Annotated in this window: 17 protein-coding genes and 1 pseudogene; 9 read left to right on the forward strand and 9 right to left on the reverse strand. The window is 72.3% G+C overall.

Annotated elements, in window-relative coordinates; genetic code table 11:
- Position 1: 1 nt before the first annotated feature.
- Genes rapZ through H8838_RS10580 form a run of 3 tightly spaced genes read right to left on the reverse strand, consistent with a single transcriptional unit; the run spans position 2 to position 3278 of the window.
- A complete protein-coding gene (rapZ, locus tag H8838_RS10570) occupies positions 2-865 on the reverse strand; it encodes an RNase adapter RapZ (protein ID WP_181311107.1) in 864 nt (287 codons plus the stop codon).
- Positions 865-2829, reverse strand: a complete 1965-nt coding sequence (gene uvrC / locus H8838_RS10575; protein ID WP_181311108.1) for an excinuclease ABC subunit UvrC — start codon at positions 2827-2829, stop codon at positions 865-867. The genes rapZ and uvrC overlap by 1 nt, the downstream gene beginning before the upstream one ends.
- A 29-nt stretch (positions 2830-2858) precedes the next feature.
- A complete protein-coding gene (locus tag H8838_RS10580; RefSeq protein ID WP_181311109.1) occupies positions 2859-3278 on the reverse strand; it encodes a QcrA and Rieske domain-containing protein in 420 nt (139 codons plus the stop codon).
- A gap of 135 nt (positions 3279-3413) precedes the next feature.
- Between H8838_RS10580 and H8838_RS10585 the strand changes: the two genes are divergently transcribed.
- The gene (locus tag H8838_RS10585; RefSeq protein WP_185996519.1) at positions 3414-4769 is read left to right on the forward strand and encodes a pyridine nucleotide-disulfide oxidoreductase; all 1356 of its coding nucleotides are present in this window, start codon (positions 3414-3416) and stop codon (positions 4767-4769) included.
- Here H8838_RS10585 and uvrA read toward each other — a convergent pair.
- Positions 4735-7590 (reverse strand): excinuclease ABC subunit UvrA, encoded by a 2856-nt coding sequence (uvrA, locus tag H8838_RS10590; protein WP_181311111.1) that lies wholly within the window; start codon positions 7588-7590, stop codon positions 4735-4737. The two genes, H8838_RS10585 and uvrA, sit on opposite strands and share 35 nt — an antisense overlap.
- A gap of 102 nt (positions 7591-7692) precedes the next feature.
- On the opposite strand from uvrA, the gene H8838_RS10595 reads away from it, so the two are divergent.
- From H8838_RS10595 to H8838_RS10610, 5 genes and pseudogenes are all read left to right on the forward strand, one after another.
- A complete protein-coding gene (locus tag H8838_RS10595; protein ID WP_185996518.1) occupies positions 7693-8379 on the forward strand; it encodes a maleylpyruvate isomerase family mycothiol-dependent enzyme in 687 nt (228 codons plus the stop codon).
- A gap of 96 nt (positions 8380-8475) precedes the next feature.
- Positions 8476-9180 (forward strand): MBL fold metallo-hydrolase, encoded by a 705-nt coding sequence (locus tag H8838_RS10600; RefSeq protein WP_224766061.1) that lies wholly within the window; start codon positions 8476-8478, stop codon positions 9178-9180.
- A gap of 23 nt (positions 9181-9203) precedes the next feature.
- A pseudogene (trxA, locus tag H8838_RS19980) lies at positions 9204-9560 on the forward strand (thioredoxin); the annotation flags it as partial.
- A gap of 36 nt (positions 9561-9596) precedes the next feature.
- Positions 9597-9866: a rhodanese-like domain-containing protein gene (locus H8838_RS19985; RefSeq protein WP_224766524.1), complete on the forward strand. Its 270-nt coding sequence runs from the start codon at positions 9597-9599 to the stop codon at positions 9864-9866.
- Positions 9867-9887: 21 nt separating this feature from the next.
- Positions 9888-10517 carry a sulfotransferase family 2 domain-containing protein gene (locus H8838_RS10610; RefSeq protein WP_185996516.1) on the forward strand — a complete coding sequence of 210 codons (630 nt, stop codon included), beginning with the start codon at positions 9888-9890 and terminating at the stop codon, positions 10515-10517.
- On the opposite strand, the gene hsaB is transcribed toward H8838_RS10610, so the two are convergent.
- On the reverse strand, positions 10502-11053 hold the full coding sequence (hsaB, locus tag H8838_RS10615; protein ID WP_185996515.1) for a 3-hydroxy-9,10-secoandrosta-1,3,5(10)-triene-9,17-dione monooxygenase reductase subunit: 552 nt from the start codon (positions 11051-11053) through the stop codon (positions 10502-10504). The two genes, H8838_RS10610 and hsaB, sit on opposite strands and share 16 nt — an antisense overlap.
- On the reverse strand, positions 10962-12593 hold the full coding sequence (locus H8838_RS10620) for a potassium/proton antiporter (RefSeq protein WP_181311116.1): 1632 nt from the start codon (positions 12591-12593) through the stop codon (positions 10962-10964). Before H8838_RS10620 ends, hsaB begins: the two co-directional genes overlap by 92 nt.
- Before the next feature lie 150 nt (positions 12594-12743).
- Between H8838_RS10620 and H8838_RS10625 the strand changes: the two genes are divergently transcribed.
- The 3 genes from H8838_RS10625 to H8838_RS10635 are packed head-to-tail and all read left to right on the forward strand — an operon-like array spanning position 12744 to position 15113.
- The gene (locus H8838_RS10625) at positions 12744-13739 is read left to right on the forward strand and encodes a sensor histidine kinase (RefSeq protein WP_185996514.1); all 996 of its coding nucleotides are present in this window, start codon (positions 12744-12746) and stop codon (positions 13737-13739) included.
- Positions 13736-14398 (forward strand): response regulator, encoded by a 663-nt coding sequence (locus H8838_RS10630; protein ID WP_181311118.1) that lies wholly within the window; start codon positions 13736-13738, stop codon positions 14396-14398. The genes H8838_RS10625 and H8838_RS10630 overlap by 4 nt, the downstream gene beginning before the upstream one ends.
- A gap of 49 nt (positions 14399-14447) precedes the next feature.
- Positions 14448-15113 (forward strand): class I SAM-dependent methyltransferase, encoded by a 666-nt coding sequence (locus H8838_RS10635; RefSeq protein WP_224766062.1) that lies wholly within the window; start codon positions 14448-14450, stop codon positions 15111-15113.
- Here the strand turns inward: H8838_RS10635 and H8838_RS10640 are convergent.
- Genes H8838_RS10640 through H8838_RS10650 form a run of 3 tightly spaced genes read right to left on the reverse strand, consistent with a single transcriptional unit; the run spans position 15078 to position 18145 of the window.
- Positions 15078-16133, reverse strand: coding sequence for a prenyltransferase/squalene oxidase repeat-containing protein (locus H8838_RS10640; protein WP_224766063.1), 1056 nt, complete (start codon positions 16131-16133; stop codon positions 15078-15080). The two genes, H8838_RS10635 and H8838_RS10640, sit on opposite strands and share 36 nt — an antisense overlap.
- 37 nt (positions 16134-16170) lie before the next feature.
- On the reverse strand, positions 16171-16890 hold the full coding sequence (locus tag H8838_RS10645; RefSeq protein WP_181311120.1) for a class I SAM-dependent methyltransferase: 720 nt from the start codon (positions 16888-16890) through the stop codon (positions 16171-16173).
- Positions 16877-18145 carry a glycosyltransferase family 4 protein gene (locus H8838_RS10650; protein WP_185996513.1) on the reverse strand — a complete coding sequence of 423 codons (1269 nt, stop codon included), beginning with the start codon at positions 18143-18145 and terminating at the stop codon, positions 16877-16879. Before H8838_RS10650 ends, H8838_RS10645 begins: the two co-directional genes overlap by 14 nt.
- Positions 18146-18214: the final 69 nt, after the last annotated feature.

An 18214-nucleotide genomic window follows, 5' to 3' on the forward strand; every position in this document is an offset into this window, starting at 1 on the left:
GTCACTCCCGTCCCAGGTCGCGGTGGGTGGCCCGGACGTCGTACCCCGAGGCCCGCATCCGCGCCACGATCTCCTCCGTCATCGCCACGCTGCGGTGCTTGCCACCGGTGCAGCCGACCGCCACGGTCATGAACCGCTTGCCCTCGCGCAGGTATCCCCCGGCGGCGATCTGGAGCACCGGCAGGTATCCGTCGAGGAACTCGGCCGCACCGGGCTGGCTGCGCACGTAGTCGGCGACGTCGGTGTCCCGTCCGTTGTGCGGTCGCAGCTCGGGGATCCAGTGCGGGTTCGGCAGGAACCGCATGTCCGCCACGAAGTCGGCGTCCACCGGGATGCCGTACTTGAAGCCGAAGCTGACGATCGTCACCTTCAGGCTCCGGGCGGCCGGCGACCCGAAGTGCTCGGCGATCAGGGCGGTGAGCTGGTGCACGTTGAGCGCCGTGGTGTCGATCACGAGGTCGGCGCTGCCCCGGATCTCCTCGAGCACGGTGCGCTCCCGCGCCAGCCCGTCGATCAGCCGGCCGCTGCCCTGGAGCGGGTGCGGACGGCGTACGGCCTCCTGCCGCCGGACCAGGACGTCGTCGCCTGCGTCCAGGTAGAGCAGCGTGGTCGGCCGCCCCGTCGTGTGCTCGTGCCGGTTGGCGGCGAGCGTGGTGAAGAAGGACCCGGAGCGGACGTCGACCACGACGGCGATCGGCTGGTCGGTGCCCCGGCTGTCGTCGACCAGCCGGACCACGTCGCGCACCAGCGTGGGCGGGAGGTTGTCGACCACGAAGTAGCCGAGGTCCTCCAGCTCCTTGGCGGCCGTGCTCCGGCCCGCCCCTGTCATCCCCGTGATGATCACGAGCTCTGCCGGCTGCCCCATCAGTCCTCCTCGATCTCGCCCGTGGCGGTGTTGATCCGCGGTCCTGCGCTGCGGGCGGCCCCCGCCCCGACGGCCTGCTTGATCGCCGCGGCGGTGGACGGTCCGATCCCCGGGACCTGGGCGATCTGGGCCTCGTCCGCCTCGCGCAGCTTCTTCAACGACCCGAAGTGTCGCAGGAGTGACTTGCGGCGCACCTCACCGAGTCCCGGGACGTCGTCGAGCACGCTCTCCACCATCGACTTGGAACGACGCGAGCGGTGGTGGGTGATCGCGAACCGGTGGGCCTCGTCGCGGACCCGCTGGAGCAGGTAGAGCCCCTCGCTGGTGCGCGGCAGGATCACCGGGTCCTCCTCGTCGGGGACCCAGACCTCCTCCAGGCGCTTGGCCAGGCCGCAGACCGGGATGTCGTCGATCCCCAGCTCGGTCAGCGCCGCCCGGGCCGCCGCCACCTGGGGCGGGCCGCCGTCGACGACCACCAGCCCGGGCGCGTAGGCGAACTTGCGGGGACGTCCGGTCTCGGGGTCGACCAGCATCGGCCCGGAGTCGGTCACCACCTCGGTGGAACGCGCCTGCTCGTCCAGCAGCCGGCGGAAGCGCCGGGTGATCACCTCGTGCATCGAGGCCACGTCGTTCTGGCCCTCGACCCCGCGGATGACGAACCGGCGGTACTCCCCCTTGCGCGGGAGCCCGTCCTCGAAGACCACCATCGAGGCGACCACCTCGGTCCCCTGGAGGTTGGAGACGTCGTAGCACTCGATGCGCAACGGCGCCTCCTCGAGCTCCAGCGCCTGCTGGATCTCCTCGAGCGCCTTGTTGCGGGTGGTCAGGTCGCTGGCCCGCTTGGTCTTGTGCAGCGCGAGCGACTGCGCGGCGTTGCGCCCCACGGTCTCCAGCAGCGTCGCCTTGTCGCCGCGCTGCGGCACCCGCACCTGGACCCGGCTGCCGCGCAGCGAGCTGAGCAGCTCCTCCATCGTGGCGACGTCCTCGGGCAGCTCGGGCACCAGCACCTCGCGCGGGATCGACTCCGACTCGCCTCCGTAGAGCTGGAGCAGGAACTCCTCCACCAGGTGCGCGGTGCCGCCCTCGGCCATCCGGTCCGCGACCCAGCCCCGCTGGCCGCGGATCCGCCCGCCGCGCACGTGGAAGACCTGCACGGCCACCTCGAGCGGGTCTTCGGCCAGCGCGATCACGTCGGCGTCCGTGCCGTCGCCCAGCACCACCGCCTGCTTCTCCAGCGCCCGGTTGAGCGCGCCCAGGTCGTCGCGCAGCCGAGCCGCCTTCTCGAAGTCGAGCGCCTCGGAGGCGGCGTACATCTCCTTCTCGACCCGCTTCACGAAGGCCGTGGTGTTGCCGGCCATGAAGTCGCAGAAGTCGTCGACGATGCGTCGGTGCTCCTCGGCGCTCACGGCGCCGACGCAGGGCGCCGCGCACTTGTCGATGTAGCCGAGCAGGCAGGGGCGGCCGATCTGCGCGGAGCGCTTGAAGACCCCGTTGCTGCACGAGCGCATGGGGAAGACCCGCAGCAGCAGGTCGACCGTCTCCCGGATCGCCCAGGCGTGCCCGTACGGCCCGAAGTAGCGCGTGCCCTTCTTCTTGGCGCCGCGCCCCACCATCACCCGGGGGAACTCCTCCCCCACGGTGACCGCCAGCCAGGGGTAGGACTTGTCGTCGCGGTACTTGACGTTGAACCGGGGGTCGAACTCCTTGATCCAGGAGTACTCCAGCTGGAGCGCCTCCACCTCGGTGCGGACCACGGTCCACTCGACGCTCGCCCCGGTGGTCACCATCGAGGCGGTGCGCGGGTGCAGGTTGCTGATGTCCTGGAAGTACGACGACAGCCGGGCGCGCAGGTTCTTCGCCTTGCCGACGTAGATCACCCGGCCGCGACGGTCCCGGAACCGGTACACCCCCGGCTGCGTCGGGATCGTCCCGGGAGCGGGACGGTACGACGCGGGAGAAGCCATGTGCAGAGCCTACGGTCCGGCACCGACGCTCAGACGACGGTGATCCGGTCCCCGTCGACCTCGATCTCGACCTTGGACAGCGCCTTGGTGGCCGGACCCTTCAGGACCGACCCGTCCTCGAGCGAGAAGTAGCTGCCGTGACAGGTGCACGGGATCTCGCCGCTCGAGCTGGTGGAGACCAGGCAGCCCTGGTGCGTGCAGACCGCGGAGAAGCAGGTGAAGGTCCCCTCGGCGGGCTGCGCCAGGACCACCTGCTCCTTCGGGAACACCACGCACGAGCCGACTCCGACGTCGTCCGTCGAGGCCAGGAGCTGGCCGCTCTCGGCCTTGGGCTTCGTGTCGACGGCCTCGCCGGTGTCGGAGCCGCACGCCGCCAGCAGCGGCACGCCGATCCCGGCCGCCGCTGCCCCGCTGAGTGCCTGACGTCGATTGAGGCCCTGCTTGCTCACACCTGCTCCTGGTCTGGACGACGAAGTCGCTCCGAGGATATCGGGTGGGTGGAGACCCGGAGCGCCGCCGGGAGCCCCACGACACACCTCGCGGAACGGTTCCCAATCAAAGTCGTGTGACTTACTATGCTTTTCATGTCCTGTCGCGACCCGTTCGGGCTCCCGCTCACCACGAGCCCCGAGGCCGCCGCCGTCTGGTCGCGGGGACTCCTCGACCTGCTGCGACTCCGGGAGGGCGGCGCCGAGCAGGTCTCCCAGGCGCTCGCGCTGGATCCCACCTTCGCGCTGGCCCACTCCACCCTCGCCCTGCTGGGCCACGAGATGTGCCTGCCCGTGGACCTGCCGGCGCGGCTGCGCGACGCCCAGCTGCACGCCCGGCGCGCCACCGACCGCGAGCGGGCGCACGTGCACGCCGTGGTGCGGCACGTCGCCGGTGACCCCGCGCCCCTGGTGGCGCACCTCGCCGAGCACCCGCGGGACGCGCTGCTCCTCTCCACCGCCGTGCCGACCATCGCCTTCGCAGGGGTCACCGAGGTCCCCGAGCAGGCCTGGGCGATCGTCGAGGCGGCCGCCCCGGCGTACGACGGCCACTGGTGGAGCGACGGGCTGCTGGCCTTCATGCGGCAGGAGCAGGGGCGCTTCGACGAGGCGATGGAGCTCTCCTGCCGGTCCCTGGCCGCGGAGCCGTCGGCCGGGCACTCGGCCCACGCCCGGGCCCACGCCCACTACGAGACCGGCGACCACCACGCGGGGCTGCACTGGATGGACGGCTGGGTGACCGGGGACGGGGCACGCACGGTGAGCCTGAGCCACTTCTCCTGGCACGCCGCCCTGCACGAGCTGAGCCTGGGCGACACCGACGCGGTCCGGCGCCGGCACCGCGACCAGCTCGGCACCGACCGGGCCCTGGGCTGCCGCGCCCTGGTGGACACCGGTTCGCTGCTCTTCCGCTGGGCGCTGACCGCCGAGGGAGAGGACGTGCCGGGGCTCGCCGGTGTGCTGGCGACGACAGGCCGCGAGACGCTGGCCCGGCCGGCGACGCCGTTCCTGGCCCTGCACGCCGCAGTCGTGCTGCTGGCCACCGACGACGTGCCCGGGCTCCGGACGCTGGCGAGGTATGCCGAGTCGCACGTGCACCCGGTGCACCGCGAGGTGGTGGCGCCGGTCGTGCACGCCCTGATCGTGCTCGCCCGGGGGCTGCCAGGTCTGGCCGCCGACTGCCTGGGCGCGGTGGCCTACCGGACGTGGCGGCTCGGCGGCTCGGACGCCCAGCGCGAGGTGCTGGAGGAGATCAGGATCGCGGCCCTGCTCCGCGCCGGCCGGCTCGACGAGGCGCGGGTGATGCTCGACCGACGCCTCGACCGCCGCGAGTCCCCCCGGGACCGGACCTGGCGCGGACGGTGCGCCCGCCCGGAGAGCCGGCCGGCCGGGCCGGGCGGACCGGCCCGCGCCTCGGTCAGCGGCGCAGCTGGCCCTCCAGCAGGGGCTTGAGGAACGTCCCGGTGTGGCTCGCCTCGTGCCGGGCCACCTCCTCCGGGGTGCCCTCGGCCACCACGGTGCCGCCGCGGGACCCGCCCTCGGGCCCCATGTCGATGATCCAGTCCGCGGTCTTGATCACGTCGAGGTTGTGCTCGATCACCAGGACGGTGTTGCCCTGGTCGACCAGCCGGCCCAGCACCAGCAGCAGCTTGCGGATGTCCTCGAAGTGCAGACCGGTGGTCGGCTCGTCCAGCACGTAGACCGTGCGGCCCGTGGAGCGCTTCTGCAGCTCGCTGGCCAGCTTGACCCGCTGCGCCTCCCCGCCCGACAGGGTGGTCGCGGGCTGCCCGAGCCGGACGTAGCCCAGCCCCACCTCGGTCAGGGTCTTCATGTGCCGGGCGATCGCCGGGACGGCGGCGAAGAACTCGGCCGCTTCCTCGATCGGCATGTCGAGCACGTCCGCGATGGTCTTGCCCTTGTAGTGCACCTCGAGCGTCTCACGGTTGTAGCGGGCGCCGTGGCAGACCTCGCACGGCACGTAGACGTCGGGCAGGAAGTTCATCTCGATCTTGATCGTGCCGTCGCCCTGGCACGCCTCGCAGCGCCCGCCCTTGACGTTGAAGGAGAACCGGCCCTGGAGGTAGCCGCGCATCTTCGCCTCGGGGGTCTGGGCGAAGAGCTTGCGCACGTGGTCGAAGACCCCGGTGTACGTCGCCGGGTTGCTGCGCGGCGTCCGCCCGATCGGCGACTGGTCGACGTGGATCACCTTGTCGACCTGGTCGACGCCGGTGATCGTCCGGTGCCGGCCCGGGACCGTGCGGGCGTTGTAGATCTGCTTGGCCAGCGAGGTGTAGAGGATGTCGTTGACCAGGGTCGACTTGCCCGACCCCGAGACGCCGGTGACCGCGACGAACATCCCCAGCGGGAACGCGACGTCGACGTTCTTCAGGTTGTGCTCCTTGGCCCCCTTGACCACCAGCTCGCGGCCCTTGGTCCGCGGACGCCGCACCTCCGGCACCGGGATCTCCCGGCGACCGGAGAGGTACTGGCCGGTGGCGGAGTCGGGGTGGGTGAGCAGGTCGGCGACCGAGCCCGAGTGGACCACCTGTCCCCCGTGCTCGCCGGCGCCCGGGCCGATGTCGACGACCCAGTCGGCGTGCCGGATGGTGTCCTCGTCGTGCTCGACCACGATCAGGGTGTTGCCCAGGTCGCGCAGGCGCACCAGGGTGTCGATCAGCCGCATGTTGTCGCGCTGGTGCAGGCCGATCGAGGGCTCGTCGAGCACGTAGAGGACGCCGACCAGGCCCGCGCCGATCTGGGTCGCCAGCCGGATCCGCTGCGCCTCACCGCCCGAGAGCGAGCCCGAGGGCCGGTCCAGCGACAGGTAGTCGAGACCGACGTCGAGCAGGAACTGGAGCCGCTCCTGGATCTCCTTGAGCACCCGTTCGGCGATCTGCGCCTCGCGCTCGCTGAGCTCGACGGTGCGCAGGAAGTCGGCGGTCTCGTTGATCGGCAGTGCGCAGACCTCGGCGATCGAGAGGCCACCGACCGTCACCGCCATCGAGACGGGCTTGAGCCGGCTGCCCCGGCAGGCCGGGCAGGGCACCTCGCGCATGAAGCCCTCGAACCGCTCACGGCTCGTGTCGGTCTCCGCGTCGTGGTGCCTACGCTCGATGTACTGCGCGACGCCCTCGAACTCGGCGTAGTAGGAACGCTGACGCCCGTAGCGGTTGCGGGTCACCACGTGCACCTTGGTGGGGTGGCCGTGCAGGATCGCCTTGCGGGCCTTCGCGGGCAGCTTCTCCCACGGGGTGTTGAGGTCGAAGCCGAGCTCCTCGCCCAGCGCGCCCATCAGCCGCAGGAAGTAGTCGGCGACGTGCGCGCCGCTCCAGGGCTGGATCGCGCCCTCGCCCAGCGAGGCCTGGGGGTTCGGCACCACCAGCTCGGGGTCGACCTCCATCCGGGTGCCGATGCCGTGGCACTGCGGGCAGGCGCCGAACGGGGAGTTGAACGAGAACGACCGGGGCTGCAGGTCGTCGGTGTCGATCGGGTGGTCGTTGGGGCAGGCCATCCGCTCGGAGAAGCGCACCTCGCGTCCGGGGTCGGAGGCCTCCAGGTCCACGAAGTCCAGGACGACCAGGCCGTCGGCCAGCTGCAGGGCGGTCTCCACCGAGTCGGTGAGCCGGCGCTTGGCGGACTCCTTGACCGCGAGCCGGTCGATCACGACCTCGATGTTGTGCTTGCGCTGCTTGTCCAAGGTCGGAGGCGCGTCCAGCGGGTACGTCTCGCCGTCGACCCGGGCCCGGCTGAAGCCCTGGGCCTGCAGGGTGCGGAACAGCTCGACGTACTCGCCCTTGCGACCGCGGATCACCGGGGCCAGGACCTGGAACCGGCGTCCCTCCTCCATCGCCAGGACGCGGTCGACGATCTGCTGGGGCGTCTGCCGCTCGATCGGGGCACCGCAGGTCGGGCAGTGGGGCCGCCCGGCGCGGGCATAGAGCAGGCGCAGGTAGTCGTAGACCTCGGTGATCGTGCCGACGGTCGAGCGCGGGTTCTTCGAGGTCGACTTCTGGTCGATCGAGACCGCCGGCGAGAGCCCCTCGATGAAGTCGACGTCCGGCTTGTCCATCTGCCCGAGGAACTGGCGCGCGTACGCCGAGAGCGACTCGACGTAGCGCCGCTGCCCCTCGGCGAAGATCGTGTCGAACGCCAACGAGGACTTGCCCGAGCCGGAGAGGCCGGTGAAGACGATGAGGGAGTCGCGCGGAAGGTCCAGCGAGACGTCCTTCAGGTTGTGCTCCCGGGCGCCCCGGATGATCAGCTGGTCGGTCACAGAGAGATCCCCACACGTCGTTCGAACACGTGTTCGCCATGTTATCAACTCGGCGCAAGTCGGGGGCGCGCGCCGGCCCCTCGCGGGTGTTCAATGACCCGCATGGATGATCGCGACCTGCTGCGCGAGGCGACGACCGCCCTGGTGCGCACGGTGGACACGCTCGATGACGCCGGCCTGCGTGCTGCCTCGGCGCTGCCGGGGTGGGACCGGGCCCAGGTGGTCGCCCACCTCGCCCTGAACGCGGAGGGGCTGGCGGAGTCCGTCGACGCCGCCGGCCGGGGCGAGCACCGTCCGCAGTACCGCACCGGCACCGCCCGGGAGGACGACATCGACGAGCTCGCCTCGGCTCCGGCCGAGGAGCTGCGCGCCCGGTTCCTGGCCAGCACCACGCTGCTCGCGGAGGCGCTCGACGCCGTCCAGGGCGACGCGTGGCAGGCCTGTCTGGAGCGGGACCCGGGCGGAGCGACGTTCCTGGTGGCCGAGGTCCCGCGCAAGCGGATCGCCGAGGTCGTGCTGCACCACCTCGACCTCGACGCCGGCGCCCGCGCGGACGACGTCTCCCCCGTCGCCGCCGCGGCGGTGGTGGATGCGCTGGCCGTGCGGCTCAGCCGCCTCGGGCCGGTCCAGGCCCACGCCGTCGACCTCGACCGGACCTGGCCGCAGCCGGGCGAGGGGCCTGTCGTCTCGGGGACCGCGGTCGAGCTCGCCCGCTGGCTGAGCGGTCGCACCCCGGTCGTGGGGCTGGCCTCGACCTCGGGCGTGGTGCCCGCGATGAAGCCCTGGTAGACCGGGTACCCGGCCAGCCACGTTCGGCGCCGGCGAGCTGCAGCGTGATGCACGGACGGCCGGCAGACGGCCCTCGGACGAGGAGGAGATGACCAGGTGGACGAGAAGACCGGCACGGAGCGGGCGGAGCAGGAGTACGACGGGAAGGTCGCCCCGGGTGGCCCCGCCCAGACACGCGAGCTGCCCGGCCTCCTGATCACCAAGGTGGCGGTGGACCCGAAGATGAGCAACAACTGCTACCTGCTCCGGTGCCCGAGGACCGGCGAGCAGGTGCTCGTCGACGCCGCGGCCGAGCCGGAGCGGCTGCTGGAGCTGGTCGGGCCCGACGGTCTGGCCAAGGTGGTCACCACCCACCAGCACTGGGACCACCACCGCGCCCTCGCCGAGGTCGTCGAGGCCACCGGCGCCGAGGTCCTGGTCGGCGGACCGGACGCCGACGCGGTCACGGAGCAGACGGGCGTCACCGTCGACCGGCGGCTCGCCCACGGCGACGAGGTGCGGGTGGGCGAGGCCGTGCTGCGCGTGGTCGCGGTGGCCGGGCACACCCCCGGTTCGGTCTGCCTGCGCTACGACGACCCCGACGGTCACTCCCATCTCTTCACCGGCGACAGCCTCTTCCCCGGCGGCGTCGGCAACACCTTCGGCGACGCCGACGCGTTCGCCCAGCTGATCGGCGACGTGGAGGAGAAGATCTTCGCCGCGATGCCGGACACCACCTGGTTCTATCCCGGCCACGGGGACGACGGAAGGCTGGGCGAGGAGCGCCCGCACTTGGACGAGTGGCGGGCCCGGGGCTGGTAGGACCGGCGGGTAACGTCGTCGACATGGCGACACGTGAGCTGACCCGACAGGACTTCGAGACCGCCGTGACCGCGCCCGGCATCGTGCTGGTCGACTTCTGGGCCGCCTGGTGCGGACCGTGCAGGCAGTTCGCGCCGGTGTTCGAGCAGGCGTCGGAAAAGCACTCCGACATCGTCTTCGGCAAGGTCGACACCGAGGCCGAGCAGGAGCTGGCCGCGATGGCCCAGATCACCTCGATCCCCACGCTGATGGCGTTCCGCGACGGGATCCTGGTCTTCTCCCAGCCCGGCGCGCTCCCGCCGCCGGCCCTGGAGGAGCTGATCACCGCCGTGCGCGGCCTGGACATGGACGACGTACGGCGCCAGGTCGCCGAGGCCGAGTCCGCCGCGGAGGTCGACCTCGAGCAGTTCGCGGCCCTGCACTCCGAGGGGGCCTTCGTGCTGGACGTCCGCGAGGACGACGAGTTCGCCGCGGGCCACGTCCCCGGGGCGAAGCACGTCCCGATGGGGCAGGTGCCCCAGCACCTCGACGAGCTGCCGCGGGACCGCCGGGTCCTGGTGATCTGCCAGAGCGGGAACCGGAGCCGCCAGGTCGTGGAGTTCCTCCGCGCCCAGGGCGTCGACGCGGTCAACGTCGCCGGCGGCACCGGCGGCTGGGCCGGCCGGGGCTGGCCGCTGGAGGCCTGACCCCGGGGCTACCCTGCTCCCGTGCTGATCTCCGACGCCCACCGGCTCCTCTTCATCCACGTGCCGAAGACCGGCGGGGTGACGGTGGAGTCGGTGGTCCGCGAGGGCGCCCACGACCTGCGCGACCTCGGTCCGCGACGGCACCCGCGGCTGCGCTGGGTGCTCCAGCAGGAGCCCGGCCTGGCCGACTACTGGACCTTCGGGTTCGTCCGGAACCCGTGGAGCCGGATGGTCTCGTGGTGGTCGATGATCGACCGCTGGAACCACCGGCTGGGACCGGCCTCCGGCAAGCCGCAGGTGGAGCAGGACGGCCCACGGGGCGGCAACCCGCTGTGGCGGGCGGTGGCGAAGTACGCCGACTTCGAGGAGTTCGTCCTGCGCGGCACCGAGGAGCACCCTCGGCTGGCGACGCCCCAGGTGGACTTCCTGGTCACCCCGCGCCGGCGCGCCGACCACATCGGCCGGACCGAGCGCCTGGCCGCCGACCTCGCGGTGGTGCAGAAGCGCCTCGGGCTGCCCGTCGTGGACCCGCCCCGGCGCAACACCTGGAGCACCGGGCCGTGGCAGGACTACTACGACGACCGCACCCGGCGGCGGGTGGCCGAGGTCTACGCCCGCGACCTGACGGAGTTCGGCTACACGTTCGACTGACCGGTGGCGGTGTAGTCGCCCTTGAAGTAGAGCAGCGCATCCCCCTCGCGGTCGACCTGCAGGTGCTGGACCCGGCCGAGCACCACGTGGTGGTCCCCGCCGTCGTGCACGGCCTCCAGCGTGCACTCCAGGTGGGCCAGCACGCCGTCCAGCACCGGGCTGCCCGACTCCGCGGAGGGCCGCCACCCGACCTGGGCGAACTTGTCGATCCCGCGGCTGGCCATCGCGTGCGAGACGTCGGCCTGGTCGGCTGCCAGGACGTTGACGCAGAAGCGGCCGGCGCGCTCGATCAGCGGCCAGGCGCGTGAGGCCCGGGAGGGGCAGAACAGCACCAGCGGCGGGTCGAGCGAGACGCTGGTGAAGCTCTGGCAGGTGAGCCCGACCGGCACACCGTCGTGGGTCGCGGTCACCACGGTGATCCCGGAGGCGAACCGCCCCAGGACGTCACGGAAGCGAGCGTGGTCGACGAGGCCGTCGGCCTCGGGATAGAGGTCGTCGTCCGGTTGCCAGGGCACGGCCCGCCCGTACGTCGTCATGGCGACCATTGTTGCGCCTGCCCGGTTGTCGGCCCTCGGGTGGCTCCTGGGGCGGCCCGGCCCCGGGCTCCTCGTCCAGCCAGACCGCGAGCCTGCCCTGGCGGCTGATCGCCTGCAGGCGACGCTCCGTCTGGTTGCGCACGCGCTCGGGGACCACCAGGAGGAGCTGGTCCCCCGGGCGCAGCGAGGTGTGCCGGTCGGGCACGCTCACCTTGCCCTCGCGCCCGACGAGGGCGAGCACCGCCCCGGAGGGCAGCCGCAGGTCGTCGGCGAAGACCCCGGCCAACCGGGACCCGGGGGGCACCTCGAACTGGAGCAGGCTGGCGTCGATCGACTCCAGCGGCGCCGACTCGACCTCGATCTCGTGCGCCCGCTCGACCACGACACCCGTGCGCCGGGCCAGCCAGGGCAACGACGGCGCCTGGATCAGCACGAAGGTCGTGACCAGGAGGAAGACCACGTCGAAGATCTGCTCCGCCTCCGGCAGCCCTTGGGTGATCGGGATCGTGGCCAGCACGATCGGGACCGCGCCCCGCAGGCCCGCCCAGGAGAGGAAGACCTGGTGGCGCCATGGCACCCGCCACCACACCGAGCAGAGCGCCACGGAGAGCGGCCGCGCGACGAAGGTCAGTCCCACCCCGACGATCAGCGCCGGCAGCACGGCGTCGGCGAGCCGGTTCGGGCTGGCCAGCAGGCCGAGCAGGACGAAGAGCCCGATCTGCGCCAGCCAGCCCATCCCGTCGGCGAAGCCGGCCGTCGCCTGGTGGTGCGGGAGCCGGGCGTTGCCGAGCCACATGCCGGCCACGTAGATCGCCATCAGGCCACTGCCGCCCAGCACGCCGGCGGTCGAGAAGGCCAGGAACAGGATCGCGAACGTGGCCAGCGGGTAGAGGCCCGCCGCGGGGAGGGCGCTGCGGGAGAGCAGCCACTGCCCGCACATCGCGACCACCAGCCCGGTGACCAGACCCACGACCAGCTGGAAGACCACCAGGGCGGCGATCTCCAGCCCTTGTGCCTCGTACCAGGCGTCGCTGGCCACCACCGTGACCAGGATGATCACCGGGGGGTCGTTGAAGCCCGACTCGGCCTCCAGCGTCGCCCGCAGCCGGGGGCGCACCGGGAGCCGCCGCATGATGGAGAACGTCGCGGCCGCGTCGGTCGAGCCCACCACCGCTCCGAGCAGCAGGGCGGTGCGCGGGTCGACGTCCAGGGCGACGTAGGCGATCAGGGCGGTGACCGCCACGCTGGCGGCCACCCCGACCGTGGCGAGCATCCCCGCCAGGCCGACCACCGGCCGGATCACGTCCCAGCGCGTGCTGAAGCCGCCCTCGGCGAGGATCACCGCCAGCGCCAGCGTGCTGAGCACCATCGTGAGCTCGAGGTCCTCGAACTGCAGCCCGAGCCCCGCCTCCCCGATGGCCAGACCGATGACCAGGTAGAGCAACAGACTCGGCAGTCCGGCGCGGGCGGAGACGCGCACGGCCGCCACCCCGGTCAGCAGGACGAGGGCAGCGCCGCCGATCACGAGGTTCAGGTCCATGTTGGTGCTGATCCTCTCCCGCCACCGGGCCCGGAACCATGGGGAGTCGTCCCCAGGTCTTCGCGTTCCACCTGGTCCCCCGGCGTCCGCATCCGGCGTCCGCCCACCCTGGCGTGGACACCGGCGATGAGCGTGGGGAAGGGTGGGCGCATGGCCTCCGCCCCCCGGCTCTCCCTCGCCACGCGGGTGATCCTGATCAACGGGCTGCTGCTGGCCGTGGGCGCGGTGTTGCTGATCCTCTCCCCGGCCTCGGTCTCGTCCCGGCCCTCCACCCACCAGGTGCTCGTGCTGCTCGGCGGCCTGGTGCTGCTGCTGCTCGCCGACGTGCTGCTGGTCCGGCGGGCCGTGCTCCCGCTGGACCGCCTGGTCGAGCAGCTCGACCACGCCCGGAGCACCGAGCCGCTGGTGCGCCTCTCCGGCCCCGAACGCGGGCCGGCCGGGCGGCTGGCCCGGTCCATCGACGACCTGCTCGACCGGATCGAGGCGAGCCGGCGGGAGAACGCGGCCGCGGCGTCCGCCGCCCAGGAGGCGGAGCGGAGCCGGATCGCCCAGGAGCTGCACGACGGGGTCGGCCAGTCCATGACCGCGGTGCTGCTGGAGCTGACAGCCCTGGCCGCCACCGCGCCGCCGGAGGCCCGGAACTCCCTGGAGCGGGTGCGCGAGGGCGTCCGGGCCAGCCTGGACGAGGTGCGGTCGGTCGCCCGGCACCTGAGGCCGCACGTGCTCGAGGACCTTGGCCTGCGCAGCGCCCTGGCCGCACTCACCAACGACCTGTTCGGAGCGGGCGACACCCTGGTGCGCCGCGGCGTCCTCCCGGGCCTGCCGCCGCTGAGCGACGAGGTGGAGCTGGTGGTCTTCCGGGTGGCCCAGGAGGCGTTGACCAACGTCGCCCGGCACGCCGGGGCCAGGACGGTGGACGTGCAGCTGGGCGTCAGCGGCGACCAGCTGGTGCTGACCGTGGCCGACGACGGCAAGGGGCTGGCGGGTCGGCGCGAGGGCGTCGGCACCCGGGGCATGCGCGAGCGGGCCGCCCTGGTCGGCGGCCGGCTGGAGGTCGCCGGCCAGGACGGGGGCGGCACCCGGGTCACCCTCACGATCCCGCTGGCCACCGGCCAGCCGACGCCGGCGTCCGAGGTCGCCGGATGAGCCCCGCCGACCGCCCGGCCCGGGTGCTGCTGGCCGACGACCACGCCCTGGTGCGCCGGGGCGTGCGGATGATCCTCGAGGCCGAGCCCGACCTGGAGGTCGTCGCGGAGGCCGCGGACGGGGCCGCGGCGGTCCAGGCGGTCCGGGAGGTGCCGATCGACCTGGCCATCCTCGACGTCGCGATGCCCCGGCTCACCGGCCTGCAGGCGGCGCGACAGCTCTCCCGCCGTACTCCCCCGCCGACGATGCTGATGCTCTCGATGCACGACAACGAGCAGTACTTCTTCGAGTCCCTGCGGGTCGGTGCCTGCGGCTACGTCCTGAAGTCGGTCGCCGACCGTGACCTGGTCGCGGCCTGCCGCGCGGCGCTGCGCGGGGAGTCGTTCCTCTACCCCCAGGCCGAGAGCGTGCTGGTACGCGACTACCTGGAGCGGCTGCGCCGCGGCGAGCGTCTGCCCCGGGCGGTGCTGACGGCCCGGGAGGACGAGGTGGTCAAGCTGATCGCCGAGGGCCACTCCTCGCGCGAGATCGCCCGGCTGCTCACCATCAGCGTGCGGACCGTCGAGCGGCACCGGGAGAACGTGCTGGGCAAGCTCGGGATGCGGGACCGCACCGAGCTGACCCGCTACGCGATCCGTGCCGGACTCATCGAGCCCTGAGGCGGTACCGGTGCCGCGAGCCGGCCGGGGCGTCCGGAAGGATGAGCCCATGACCACCTCCCCGATGCCCGAGGACCTGCGCACGCTCGCCCGGGAGGTGAAGGGGTTCATGCCCGAGGAGGAGGGGCTGCTGCTCTTCCGCCGGGCCGCCGGGCAGCTCCCCACCGGCCCCGCGCTGGAGGTCGGCACCTACTGCGGCAAGTCCGCGGTCTACCTGGGCGCCGCGGCCCTCGAGGTGGGCGGCACGGTCTTCACCGTCGACCACCACCACGGCAGCGAGGAGAACCAGGCGGGCTGGGAGCACCACGACCCCGAGGTCGTGGACCCGCGCACCGGCCGGATGGACACCCTCCCCTTCCTGCGCCGCACCCTGGAGCGGGCCGGGCTGGAGGAGCACGTGGTGGCCGTGGTGGGCCACTCCACGACCGTCTCCCGGCACTGGCGGACCCCGCTGGCCCTGCTCTTCATCGACGGCGGGCACGCCGAGGAGCACGCCCACAACGACTTCACCGGCTGGGCGCCGTGGGTGCAGCCGGGCGGCCTGCTGGTCATCCACGACGTCTTCCCCGACCCGGCGGACGGCGGGCGGCCGCCGTACGACGTCTACCTGCGCGCGCTCGCCACGGCTGAGTTCACCGAGGTCGAGGCACTCGGCTCGATGCGCGTGCTGGAGCGGACCTCAGGAACGACCGGAGCCCTGGGCGACCTCGCCTGACGGGCACCCGCACTCGAGCCCCAGCTCCGCCATCCGGGGAAGCGTCGTCCCGCGCATGATGTCGGAGCCCGGCGTGGTGCCGGAGAGCTGGTCGGCGGCCAGGATCACCGCGGCGGCGGTGTACGTGGTGTGCTCGCCCGGCCAGTTGACCTCGTCGGGATAGACGTAGCCGGTCCAGTACCGACCCTCGTCGTCGCGCAGGTGCTGCATGTCCGCGAAGAGGCGCAGCGCCCGGTCCCGGTCGCCGAGCGCCTCGAGCGCCATCACCAGCTCGCAGGTCTCGGCGCCGGTCACCCAGGGGTTGGTCGAGACGCAGAGGATCCCCAGGTCGTCGACCACGAAGGTGTCCCACTTCTCCGCGATCCGACCGAACCCGGCCTCGCCGCGCACCGCGCCGCCGAGGACCGGGTAGTACCAGTCCATGGAGAACTCGGACTTGTCCAGGAACAGGTCGCGGTGGTCGCGCAGGGCGTGCGCCAGCCGCCCGCCGGCCAGCTCCCACTCGGGCTGGGGCTCCCCCACCAGCTCGGCCAGGGCCAGGCCGGCGGCCAGGGCGTGGTGGATGCTGGAGGAACCTGCGACCAGGGCGTCGGCGTTCACCGGTCCCGGGGACCCGTCCTCCCAGGCCTGCGACCACGCGATGCCCCCGAAGGGCAGCTGCAGCGAGACGACCCAGTCCAGGCCGCGGCGGACCGCGGGCCAGTAGCGGCGGACGAAGTCAGCGTCGCGACGCACCAGCCAGTGGTGCCACACACCGACGGCCAGGTAGGCGGACATGTTGGTCTCGCCGCTCTCGTCGGCGACCGACCCCTCGACGATCTTCATCGGCCAGGAGCCGTCCGGGCGCTGCCAGCCCAGGGTCCACTCGTAGGCGCGCTCCGCGGCCTCGACCTCGCCGCCCACCAGCAGCGCCATGGCCGCCTCGACGTGGTTCCACACGTCGGTCTTGTCGCCGGGCGTCCAGGGGATCGCGCCGTCGGGCTCCTGCATCGCCGCGATGGTCGCAGCGGTCCTGGCCACCTCGTGGGAGGTCAGGACACCGGGGACCTGAGGAACCTCAGGCGACATCGGGCTTGGTGAAGTAGAGCACCATGCTCTTGCCGATCAGCGGGTCGAGGACCTTGCCGGCCACCTGCAGCACCTTGGGCTGCTTCATGATCTCCCAGACCAGCAGCTTGTGGTACGCCTTGGCCAGCGGGTGGTCGTCCTTCTCGACGCCGACCGCGCACTTGATCCACCAGTACGGCGAGTGCAGGCCGTGGGCGTAGGCGACGCCGTCGTGGCGCATCCCGGCCTTGCTGATCTTGTCGATCAGCTCCTTGTCGGTGTAGATCCGGATGTGCCCGCCGGGGGTGTTGTGGTAGTCCTCGGAGAGCTTCCAGTTGATCACCTCGGGCAGCCACCGCGGCACCGAGACGGCCAGCGTCCCGCCGGGGCGCAGCACGCGGACCAGCTCGTCGATCGCCTGGATGTCGGCGGGGATGTGCTCCAGCACCTCGGCGGCGACGATCCGGTCGAACTCGCCGTCGGCGAACGGCAGGGCGAGCGCGTCGCCCTCCTTGACGTCGGCCTCGGCGCCCTCGGGCACCTCCCCGGCCTCCTTCATCGCCACGAAGAGCTCGCGCACACCGGCGAGCTCGTCGGCGTCCTGGTCGAAGGCGATGACGTCGGCGCCCCGGCGGTACATCTCGAACGCGTGCCGTCCGGCGCCGCACCCCATGTCGAGGACCCGGTCCCCCGCCTTCACTCCCAGCCGGTCGAAGTCAACGGTCAGCACGGGGCTCCCCCTCTGCGGCCTTCTCGGCCCGGTAGTCGGTGATCACTTCGTCGTACGCGCGTGCGGTGGCGGCCGCCACGGCCCGCCAGCTGAACTTCTCCATCACCCGACGGCGTCCCGCCGCGCCCATCCGGGCCCGGCGCTCGGGGTCGTCGAGCAGGGCGCCGAGGGCGTCCACCAGCTCGTCGACGTCACCGGGCGTGACCAGGTCGGCACACTCCCCGTCGGGGCCCACGACCTCGGGGATCGCCCCGGCCCGCGAGACCACCAGCGGAGTGGCGCACGCCATCAGCTCGGCGGTGGGCAGCGAGAAGCCCTCGTAGAGCGAGGGCACGCACGCCACCTCGGCCGAGCCCATGATGTCGACCAGCTCCTGGTCGGAGACGCCGCTGACGAACCGCACGGAGTCCTTGATCGCCAGGGTGTCGATCAGCTGCTCGGTACGGCCGCCGGGCACCGGCTTGGTGACCAGGAGGAGCTCGACGTCGCGCTCGGTCCGCAGCTTGGCGAACGCCTCCAGCAACGTCGCGATCCCCTTCATCGGGGCGTCGGCGCTGGCCATCGCCAGGATGCGACCGGCGACCCGCGGCTTCGTCGGTGGCACGAATACGTCGTCGACGCCGAGGAGCACCACTTCGACCCGGGCCGGCTCGATGCCGAAGTCGCGGACGATGTCGCGCTTGGAGGACTCCGAGGGGGTGAGGATCTTGCGGGCCCGGCGGGCGACCTTCCCCTGCATCCGCAGGAAGCCGTACCACCGACGCAGGGAGAGCTTCTTGCGCAGCGTCGGCGCCGCCTCGAGGTCGATGCGGCGGTCGAAGGTGATCGGGTGGTGCAGCGTGGTGAGCAGCGGCAGCCCCATCTTCTCGATGTCGAGCATGCCGTAGCCGAGGACCTGGTTGTCGTGGACGACGTCGAAGTCGCGCACCCGGTCCTTGAGCAGCCGGGCGACCCGGGTGCTGAAGGTCTTCGGCTCCGGGAAGCCGGCGGTGCACATGGTGAGGAACTCCTCCACGTCCACCCGGTCGCGGAACTCGCGCAGCTTCGGGACGCGGAACGGGTCGGGCTCCCGGTAGAGGTCGAGCGAGGGGACCTTGGTGAGCCGGACCCCCTCGTCGAGGATCGGGTACGGCTGGCCGGAGAAGACCTCCACCTCGTGGCCGAGGGCGACCAGCTCTCGGCTCAGGTGCCGGACGTAGATCCCCTGCCCCCCGCAGTGTGGCTTGCTCCGGTAGGAGAGCAGTGCAACTCGCAACGACCCGGTCCTTCCTCGATCAGGTAGAACGTGTTTCTATCACGCGGGCCGGTTGGTACCGTCGCCACC

The organism is Nocardioides campestrisoli (assembly GCF_013624435.2).
Taxonomy (GTDB): domain Bacteria; phylum Actinomycetota; class Actinomycetes; order Propionibacteriales; family Nocardioidaceae; genus Nocardioides; species Nocardioides campestrisoli.

Coding starts and splice junctions, on each gene's coding strand:
- hsaB (WP_185996515.1), bottom strand. CDS start 11,053: ATGACGACGTACGGGCGGGCCGTGCCCTGGCAACCGGACGACGACCTC.
- uvrC (WP_181311108.1), bottom strand. CDS start 2,829: ATGGCTTCTCCCGCGTCGTACCGTCCCGCTCCCGGGACGATCCCGACG.
- H8838_RS10595 (WP_185996518.1), top strand. CDS start 7,693: ATGGATGATCGCGACCTGCTGCGCGAGGCGACGACCGCCCTGGTGCGC.
- H8838_RS10585 (WP_185996519.1), top strand. CDS start 3,414: ATGTCCTGTCGCGACCCGTTCGGGCTCCCGCTCACCACGAGCCCCGAG.
- H8838_RS10620 (WP_181311116.1), bottom strand. CDS start 12,593: ATGGACCTGAACCTCGTGATCGGCGGCGCTGCCCTCGTCCTGCTGACC.
- H8838_RS10635 (WP_224766062.1), top strand. CDS start 14,448: ATGACCACCTCCCCGATGCCCGAGGACCTGCGCACGCTCGCCCGGGAG.
- H8838_RS10630 (WP_181311118.1), top strand. CDS start 13,736: ATGAGCCCCGCCGACCGCCCGGCCCGGGTGCTGCTGGCCGACGACCAC.
- H8838_RS10625 (WP_185996514.1), top strand. CDS start 12,744: ATGGCCTCCGCCCCCCGGCTCTCCCTCGCCACGCGGGTGATCCTGATC.
- rapZ (WP_181311107.1), bottom strand. CDS start 865: ATGGGGCAGCCGGCAGAGCTCGTGATCATCACGGGGATGACAGGGGCG.